4 protein-coding genes are annotated in these 6,270 nt (G+C 68.4%); all 4 read left to right on the top strand.

What is annotated here, in order from left to right:
- Window positions 1–2,104: beta strand repeat-containing protein (locus PO768_RS22385; RefSeq protein WP_272647817.1), on the top strand; the 2,104-nt coding region annotated here is incomplete at its 5' end.
- A 647-nt stretch (window positions 2,105–2,751) separates the two neighbouring features.
- Window positions 2,752–4,755, top strand: coding sequence for a sulfotransferase (locus PO768_RS22390; RefSeq protein WP_336297781.1), 2,004 nt, complete (start codon window positions 2,752–2,754; stop codon window positions 4,753–4,755).
- Window positions 4,752–6,020 (top strand): TolC family protein, encoded by a 1,269-nt coding sequence (locus PO768_RS22395; protein WP_272647818.1) that lies wholly within the window; start codon window positions 4,752–4,754, stop codon window positions 6,018–6,020. The genes PO768_RS22390 and PO768_RS22395 overlap by 4 nt, the downstream gene beginning before the upstream one ends.
- A gap of 4 nt (window positions 6,021–6,024) precedes the next feature.
- A partial coding sequence (locus PO768_RS22400; RefSeq protein ID WP_272647819.1) for a hypothetical protein occupies window positions 6,025–6,270 on the top strand: 246 nt, incomplete at its 3' end.

The following is a 6,270-nucleotide window of genomic DNA, read 5'->3' on the forward strand; positions in this document are numbered from 1 at the left end:
CAGCGGCAGCACGGCCCTGGTGTTCAGCTACACGGTGCAAAACGGCGATACCGATACCAACGGCGTCCGCATTGGCGCCAACGCGCTGCAGCCCAATGGCGGCACGCTGCGCGACGCGGCCGGCAATGCGGCCAGCCTGGCTCACGGTGCGGTGGCTGACAACGCGGGCTTCCTGGTCGACACCAGTGCGCCCAGCATCAGCTCGGGCGGCACGGCGGTGGCCATCAACGAGAACAGCGGCGCCGGTCAGACCATCTACACCGCAGCCGCCACCGACGCGGCCGCCATCAGCTACAGCCTCAAGGCCGTGGGCGATCATGCGGCCTTCAGCATCAACGCCAGCACTGGCGCGGTGAGCCTGACGGGCAACCCCGATTACGAGACCAAGACCAGCTATAGCTTTACGGTGCTCGCCACCGACGCGGCGGGCAATGCCAGCGAGCAGGCCGTGAGCCTGGCGATCAACGACGTGGACGATACCGCGCCGACGGTCAGCAGCGTGGCCATCAGCGCAGCGACGGGCGCCCAGAACAACCGGCTCAATGCCGGCGATGTGGTCAGCGTCACGGTGACGATGAGCGAGGCCACCACGGTCACCGGCACGCCGCAGGTGGCGCTGAACGTGGGCGGCAGCACGGTGCAGGCCAGCTACGTCTCTGGCAGCGGCGGCACGGCGCTGCTATTCCAGTACACGGTGCAGGGCGGCGACACCGATGCCAACGGCATCAGTATTGGCGCGAATGCGCTGCAACTCAATGGCGGCACGCTGCGGGACGCGGCCAACAACAACGCCACCTTGATCCATGGCGCGGTGGCGGACAACGCCAGCTACCTGGTGGACACCACGGCGCCGGGTGTCGGCAGCGTGGCCATCACCAGCGCCACGGGTGTGCAGAGCAGCTCCCTGAATGCGGGTGACGTGGTCAGCGTCACGGTGGGGATGAATGAAGCGACGTTGGTCAATACTGCCGGTGGCACGCCGCGCCTGGCCTTGAATATTGGTGGCAACACGGTCTACGCCGATTACGTCTCGGGCACGGGCACGGCGTCGCTGGTGTTCCAGTACACCATCCTCGCCGGCCAGACCGACGCCAACGGGATTGCGATGCCGGCCAACGCGCTCGACCTCAACGGCGGCACCCTCACGGACTCGGCCGGCAACGACGCGGTGCTGACCCACGCCCTGGTGGCTGATAACGCCAGCTACCGGGTGGACACCACCGATCCCACCGTCAGCAGCGTCAGCAGCACGACCGCGGCCGGCTCCTACGGCGTCGGCCAGGTGATCAGCATCCAGGTCGTCTTCAGTGAATCGGTGACCGTGACCGGCACGCCGCAGCTGACCCTGGAAACCGGTACGACCGACCGGGCCGTGAACTACAGCGGCGGCACCGGCACCAACACGCTGACCTTCAGCTACACGGTCCAGGCCGGCGACACGAGTGCCGATCTCGATTACCTGAGCACCGCTGCGCTAAGCCTCAACGGCGGCACCATCCGCGACGCGGCCGGCAATAACGCCACGCTGACCCTGCCCAGCCCTGGTGGAGCCGGCTCGCTGGGGGCGAATGAGGCCATCGTGATCGACACCTCGGCGCCGCCCGTGAACACCAGCATCGTGGTGTTTGACCTGGTCGAGGGGGTGAACTCCAGCCACAGCAGCCGGACCTTCGATGCGAGCACCGCGTACACCATCTACCTTCGGGTCCATAGCAACAGCAACGCGCTCAGTACCGACGGCAACGGCCCGGGCGCGAGTGACAGTTGGGGCCTCTGGTCGGGCGCGAACAACCTGGGCGCTGACGACAAGATCGTGCTGGTGGGAACAGGCTCCGCCGTGATTGGGGCCAGTGGTCCCGTCAATGCGTTGTTCAACCGCACCAACATCAGCAGTTGGGCGGCTGGCGGCTATTTTGCCGCAACGCTCTGGAATACAGGACGACTCGGTCGCGTCACGCCGAACTTCGTGACTTCGGCAATCGACCTCTGGAACGGCGTCTGGGGCGCCAACCCCAATGCGGACCATACGCTCAACCAGGTCTATTTCCATTCCTTTGCCGCCGCTGGCGCTCCCAATGTACTGACCTCTCAAGGCCTGGCCTGACGCCTGCCGGCCGAACCCTGCCGACACTTGCGCCCGCCGTGACTTCCATGCCTTTGCTGCGCCGTTGGGCTGAACAACGGCAGTTTGAACTTCTGCGCGAAGCCTGTAACGCGGCCACCGCACCAAGCCCGGCCGAGCAGGTGATGCTAGCGATGGCCTGTGCCCATCTCGGGGACGTACAGGCGGCCCGGGATGTGCTTGCGGCGCTGGGCGCGGCAGTGCCAGACGTTGACGCGCTGGATGTGGACACCCGCGTTGATCTCGCCGCCGTTCACCTGTTGATGGGGGACCTGGATGCGGCCCAGTCCCTGCTGACGTCTGCCCGCACCCAGGCCTCCGGGCATGCACTTCTGCTGGCCCGTCTGGCGGCTTGCCATCTGCAGCGCCGTGAACCCGAAGCAGCGCAGCACCTGTACGAGCAGAGTCTGGCGTTGCAACCGCGCATGCTGGTGTTTGAGCAGCTGTTGCGCATATACCTGCAGGCGGGCGATCTTCAGCGCACCGAAAGCACTTTGGCTCAGGCGGATGCGTTCTGGGCAGGCGAGCGTAACGATTGGCCGCAAGCGCAGGCCGGCGTGCACACCCAGCGGCTGGGCGGTGTGCGCCTTGACCTGTATCTGGCCCAAGGCAATCTGGCCGCGGCCGAGATGTGGCTTGACGAGCAGCAGCCGCAACTGCACCACGACGCCTGGTGCGCCCTGGTGTCGGGCACCGCCCTGCGCCTGGCCGAGCGTGGCCTGCATGCCCAGGCCGAGGACCTGCTGCGGCGCGCACTGGGCCATTGCCCCGACCACCTGCCGATTCACCAGCAACTGGCCGAGCTGGCCATGCTGCAAGGCCGTACACCTCAGGCCATGAGCCTGTTGCGCCGCGCCATCGTTGTGGCCAGAAAGGCGCAGCAGCCTAGCGTGGCGCTGCGTCTGCGACTGGCCGGCATGGCGACCCCGACCGATGCTGCGCTGGCGCAACAGGTGGTACAGCAGGCGCTCGACGAGCTTAACGGTCTCAGGCCCGGCGTGGATGCCGAGGCCGGGCAAATCCGAGACTGGCAAGCGCAGGTGCAGGTGGCACTGGCGGCCGTACAGGCGCAGCAGCAGCAGTTCGCCCAGGCCGAGGCGAGTTATCGCCAGGCACTGCAGGATCAACCGCAGATGCTGTCTGCCCTGCAAGGGCTGGGGCAGTTGCAGATGCAGTTGGGGCGCATTGACGAGGCCGTGGCCTTGTTCGAGCAGGTCAAGGCATTGGATCCGGCGCGCGGGTATTCGGCGCTGATCAACGCGAGACGCCTTCCGGAAGATGAGGCGACCCTGCAGCGGCTGGAAGCGCTGGCCCGCCGCCCCAGCGCAGAGGGTCCGGTGCAGCCGGGCCCACTGCTGCAACTGGCCACAGCCTGGGAACAACGGCAGGATCATGCCAAGGCCTTCGCCCTGGCCGATGAATCCAATGCCGCCAGCCGTGCGTTGCTGAGCTACGACCCTGCAGCACACCGCCAGTACTGCGCTCGCATCCGCCATGCCTTCAGCCGCACGCTGTACGACCACCGCCCTGGCCTGGGCGCCAGCTCGACGCTGCCCGTCTTCGTGCTCGGCATGCCGCGTTCAGGCACCACACTGGTTGAGCAGATCCTCGCCGGCCACAGCCAGATCCACGGCGCCGGTGAGCTGGGCCAGATCCCCGGCGTGATCGCCGGGCTGGAGCGCTGGGAACGCCGCGCCGGCTCGGGTCGGCACTACCCGGACTGCGTGGACGACCTGAGCGTCGAGGTGAGCAAGGGCATCAGCGCCAATATGCTCAAGGAGCTGCAGGACTACGCGCCAGAAGCCCGCCATGTGATCGACAAGCTGCCGCACAACTTCGAGAACATCGGCCTGATCAAGCTGCTGTTCCCGAGGGCCCGCATCATCTCGGTGCGGCGCGATCCGCGCGATATCGCGATCTCCAACTACTTCCCCGACTACGCCGCCACGCCCGGCGGCATGGGCTCCGCCTACGAGCGGGGCTGGAGCGGCGAGCAGCCCGCCGACCACAATCTGCTGATGCAGCACTGGCAGCAGCTGTTTCCCGGCGAGATCCTGGAGGTGAACTACGAGGACGTGGTCGCCGATGCCGAGGGGCAGGCGCGACGCATGCTGGACTACATCGGCGTGGGCTGGGAGCCGCAGGTGCTGAACTTCAGCGAGCTGGAGCGGCCGGTCAAGACCGCCAGCGTCTGGCAGGTGCGCCAGCCGATCTATGCCACATCGAAGGCCAGGTGGGAGCGCTATCGCGAGCATCTCGCGCCGCTGATCCGCAGCACCAATGCCAAGATCGAATGGCAGCCGATCACCGATATGGTGACGCTGCCGGAGCCCGGCCTGCTGGACAGCGGCGTGGCGCTGTATCGCGAGGAGCGGCTCGACGAGGCCGAGTACCGCTTCCAGCAGCTGCTGCACCACCTGCCCGAGCACGCCGCCGCCAACTTCATGGTGGGCCTGATCTATGTGCGCAAAGGTCATCTGGCCGATGGCATCGCGTTGATGGAGCAGGGCTTGATGCGCTGCCCCTGGAACAAGAACTGGCGCAGCGATCTGCTGCGCGCTTGCGATCTGGCCGGAGATGCGCAGCGTGCGGCGCACTGGCGTCAGCCAGCGCGGGAGGAGAAGGACGCATGAGAATTTTCTGGCTGGGCGTGGCGGCGGCGCTGGGCTGCGCGCCCGCAATGGCACAGCCCCTGGGCCCCGACGGTCTTGAGCAGGCCCTGCGCTCGGCGCTGAGCCGACACCCCTCGGTGGCGGGCAAGAGCGCCGAGCTGCAGGCTCAGGGCCATGCGGCCGATGCGGCCCGCGCCCAGCGCTTCCCCAGCCTGACGCTGCAGGCCCAGGGCCAGGACGGGCGCGGCAATGCCGGCGCCCAGCTGCCCTACAGCCTGCGGGCCCGCCAGCCGGTGTGGAGCTTCGGTCGCATCGAAGACGGCATCCGCCTGGCCGATGCCGGGACCGACAGCGAGCGCGCCGATCTGCTGCGCGTGCAGCGCCAGCTGCTGGAGCAGACGGCGGCGGCCTATGCCCAGGTACTGGGCCAGCGCGAGCGCCTGCAGATCGCGCGCGAAAACACTCAGGCCCATCAGGCCCTGCACGAGCAGATTCAGCGCCGCGAACGAGGCCAGCTGGCCTCGCGCGCCGATATCGGCCTGGCGGCCACGCGCCTTGCCCAGGCGCGCTCGCGCGAGCAGTCCCAGCAGGCCGAGCTGGCGATCGCGCGCACCGAGTTGAGCGCACTGACCCAGGACGAGATCGCTGCCGAGCTGCCGCCCGGTGCCGAACTGGCCGAGCTGGCACCGGCCGAGCAGCTGCTGTCCCAAGGCCTGTCGGCCAGTGCCGATCTGCGCCTGCGCCAGGCCCAGATCGCGCGGGCCGAGGCCGCCCTGCTGCAGACCCGCAGCGCCGCCATGCCGACGATCTATCTGCAGGCGGAGGCCGCCCGCCCGGCCGGGGGGCGCAACGACCAGCAGCTCAGCCTGGTGTTCGAGGCCAGCCTGGACGGTATGGGCCTGACCACGCGCAGCCGCAGCGCCCAGGCCTCGGCCCAGCTTGAAGCCGCGCGCCAGGGATTGGCGGCGGCGCGCAGCGAGGTCCAACGCCGGCTGCAGCGCCTGCTGGCCCAGCATCGCCTGCAGACCGAGCTGCTGGATCTGCAGGCCGAGTCGGTGGCCGAGCTCGCCGCGCTGCTGCAGTCCTACAAACGCCAGTTCGAGGCCGGCACCAAGAGCTGGCTGGATGTGCTGAACATCCAGCGCGAGCTGTTCGAGCAGCGCCTGCAGCAAGCCCAGGTGCGCTCCGAGCGCCTGACGCAGGCGCTGCAGATCCAGGCCATTGCCGGGGCGCTCGATGCGCTGGCCGGCCTGTCACCGACCGGCGCGCCATTGCATGAGGGATGAGACGATGAATCAGGAAGCGCCGGTCGACGCGGCGGTTTTGGGGCGGCTGCTGCAGGCGCTGGGCCAGCCGCCCGAGCTTGTTCAGGCCGCCGCTGCGCTAGGCCCGGTGGATGCCAGCCCGCAGGCGCTGCGCGAGCAGCTGCAGCGGGCGCGCATCAGCGGCGTGGCGCCGGTGCGTTTGAGCTGGGGGCGGCTCGATCCGCGCCGCCTGCCGGTGCTGGTCTGCCAGGGCCAGCGCTGGTGCCTGGCC

The sequence above is a fragment of the Paucibacter sp. XJ19-41 genome, from assembly GCF_028462495.1.
Taxonomy (GTDB): domain Bacteria; phylum Pseudomonadota; class Gammaproteobacteria; order Burkholderiales; family Burkholderiaceae_C; genus Roseateles_E.